This is a genomic window from Okeania sp. SIO3I5 (assembly GCF_010672085.1).
Classification (GTDB): domain Bacteria; phylum Cyanobacteriota; class Cyanobacteriia; order Cyanobacteriales; family Microcoleaceae; genus Trichodesmium.
The window spans coordinates 1-2,538 of sequence record NZ_JAAHHT010000477.1; the positions used below are offsets into that span (position 1 = coordinate 1).

Annotated in this window: 3 protein-coding genes; all 3 read right to left on the reverse strand. The window is 31.3% G+C overall.

Annotated elements, in window-relative coordinates:
- The coding region (locus F6K40_RS39780) for a PD-(D/E)XK nuclease family transposase (RefSeq protein ID WP_293145712.1) at positions 1 to 87 on the reverse strand (87 nt) is incomplete at its 3' end.
- A gap of 198 nt (positions 88 to 285) precedes the next feature.
- Positions 286 to 1,191 carry an Rpn family recombination-promoting nuclease/putative transposase gene (locus F6K40_RS39785; RefSeq protein ID WP_293145714.1) on the reverse strand — a complete coding sequence of 302 codons (906 nt, stop codon included), beginning with the start codon at positions 1,189 to 1,191 and terminating at the stop codon, positions 286 to 288.
- Between the two features lie 186 nt (positions 1,192 to 1,377).
- On the reverse strand, positions 1,378 to 2,127 hold the full coding sequence (locus tag F6K40_RS39790) for an ABC transporter ATP-binding protein (protein ID WP_293145709.1): 750 nt from the start codon (positions 2,125 to 2,127) through the stop codon (positions 1,378 to 1,380).
- Between the last annotated feature and the right edge of the window lie 411 nt (positions 2,128 to 2,538).

The window sequence follows — 2,538 nt, forward strand, 5'->3', positions numbered from 1 at the left end:
GAGAAAACTAATTAAGATGTCTTGACTTTGTTCAGAACCAAAAACTTTTTTGAAGACAAAATCTATTTTTGGGCTAAGAAATCTCATATTTTCCTGGTTAGACATTTTTTTCAATCAAGATTTTTTTCAACAATAGAATATAGCATAGAACTTAGGCACGCCCAAGTGAGAAAACGGGTTTATTGCCCTAATTATTGTCTTTCAAATGACGAAATTTCCTTGATAAATCCGTTTTTTATGTACAAGGCAAAGAGTATAGCAGATAGTTCAGGATAATATACTAAATTACTGATTCAGCCAATTTTCTAAATCAGTTATGCTCTTAAAATCTAAGAAATCTTCTCCCAAATTTTCCAACTTTTCAATAGTTAAACTTTCAATTTTGCTAATAGTTTCTGTAGAAATTTCTCCAAAACGTTTTTTCAGTTGACGCATTATTAGGACGATCGCCTCATCTTGTCTTCCTATTTCTTTGCCTATTTCTTCAGCAAAAGTTATTTTTCCCCTTTCATCTTGCAATACCATAGCACGGCGATCTACTATTTCTAATTCTTCTGGATTCATTCCTGCTTGATTAGCCAAATTTAATGCTAATTCTATCTCTGATATTTCTCCCAAAGAAGGAGGAATATTCTCAAAACTAGAAGCTTCTTTGAGGAAATAAATCCATTTATCCCCTAAATTTTTTAATTCTGAGAGTCTTTTTTTAAACTTTGGTAATTCTACAAATATTAACTGCATTTCCTCTTCCAGACATTTAACTTTTTCTGTTTTTTCCTGAAACACAAATTGATTAATAATTTTTTGGCTTGACTCAAATAGAATGAAATCTGTAATTGTGACAGCTATAACTGGTTTGAGAATAATATAATCCTTTGCTGTTTGTAACTGATTAACGTATCCTTTCACCATGTTATAAAGTACCCTTTTGTTAAAACCTGTCATGGATGATACTTGCATTTCAATCAGAACAATCTTGCCATCCGCTAATACTGCTTTTACATCTAAATAAGTATCTTTTAAAGTCATCACTTTCCCCGGATTATAGGGATTAATAATGGTTAAAGATTGAATAATTTTTTCTCCATCATAAATAATGGCATTGAGAAAACTAATTAAGATGTCTTGACTTTGTTCAGAACCAAAAACTTTTTTGAAGACAAAATCTATTTTTGGGCTAAGAAATCTCATATTTTCCTGGTTAGACATTTTTTTCAATCAAGATTTTTTTTCAACATTCAACAATAGAATATAGCACAGAACTACTGAGTCAGGAAGACCGAAGTTAGAGTAAATTTTGAAAAAAAGGGAAAAATAATAGAGTCAATACGAATTTTTTATCTAAAGACAATCAATTAATAACTGATAGCTAAATGCTTACACTGCAACTTCCAAATAATTAGAAATTTCTCGACAATAATCATTACATAATTGCGACATTCGGAAGTCTTCACTACGAGGATAAGTGGCATCTATTTTAACATCTGCTATTACTCTACCAGGACGGGCAGCCATCACAATTACTCGTTGAGATAAATACACTGCTTCATAAATATTATGAGTGACAAAAACTACAGTCCAATTTCGTTTTTGCCATACCTCTAATAGATCGCTATTTAATTTACTACGAGTCATTTCATCCAAAGCACCAAAAGGTTCATCCATCAACACAATTATTGGCTGAGTTACTAATGCTCTAGCAATAGAAACTCTCATTTTCATACCACCTGATAATTGTCGTGGATAAGAACGTTCAAAACCATCTAATCCAACTAAGTTAATTGCTTCTTGCACTATTATTCGAGATTCTTTAAGAGATTTTCCAGCTAATTTTAGAGGTAAATGCACATTATCAATAACATGAGACCAAGGCATTAAAGCTGGTTCTTGAAATACAAAAGCTAATTCATTTTTATGTTGATTTATATTTGATTCAATTTTGCCAGAAGTAACATCACTTAATTTTGCTATTAATCGCAATACTGTACTTTTTCCACATCCAGAAGGTCCGACAATAGTTACAAATTCTCCTTGATTAATTGTCAAGTTCATGTCTTGTAAGGCAACAGTTCCATTAGCATAAATTTTATTGACACTATCGCAGGAAATAGCTCTTTGATTGTTCATTTATTTAGGGAGTAGGGATTTAACAATTAATAATTAATAATTAATAATTAATAATTAATAATTAATTATTACCTCTTCTTTTCAAGGAGAGGATTGACTAATCATGAAAATTTGTTCTCTCTTGGTCGATTGGATATGGCGAGGTTTCCTCGCCATCCCTCGACCGCTTGTTTCTCCTTTAAAGGAGAGGTTTTAAACTTTAATTATTCGGTAATTAGGGTTTGGTGGGAATAGAAAAGAAGAAAAACCATTGTACTTCAATTTCATAGTTACGACTTAGGAAGACAAACTCAGAAACCGGATTTTTTCCTAGATTTCTATTATAAAAACAACGATTTATCATAAAAACCAGGTTTCTTTGCCTAAGTCCTGATAGTATTGTAGCAAATTACTTTTTATGTAGTTACACAT

What these genes read in the sequence shown, in the direction of transcription:
- F6K40_RS39790 (WP_293145709.1), bottom strand. Translation starts at nt 2,127, where the DNA reads ATGAACAATCAAAGAGCTATTTCCTGCGATAGTGTCAATAAAATTTAT.
- F6K40_RS39785 (WP_293145714.1), bottom strand. Translation starts at nt 1,191, where the DNA reads ATGAGATTTCTTAGCCCAAAAATAGATTTTGTCTTCAAAAAAGTTTTT.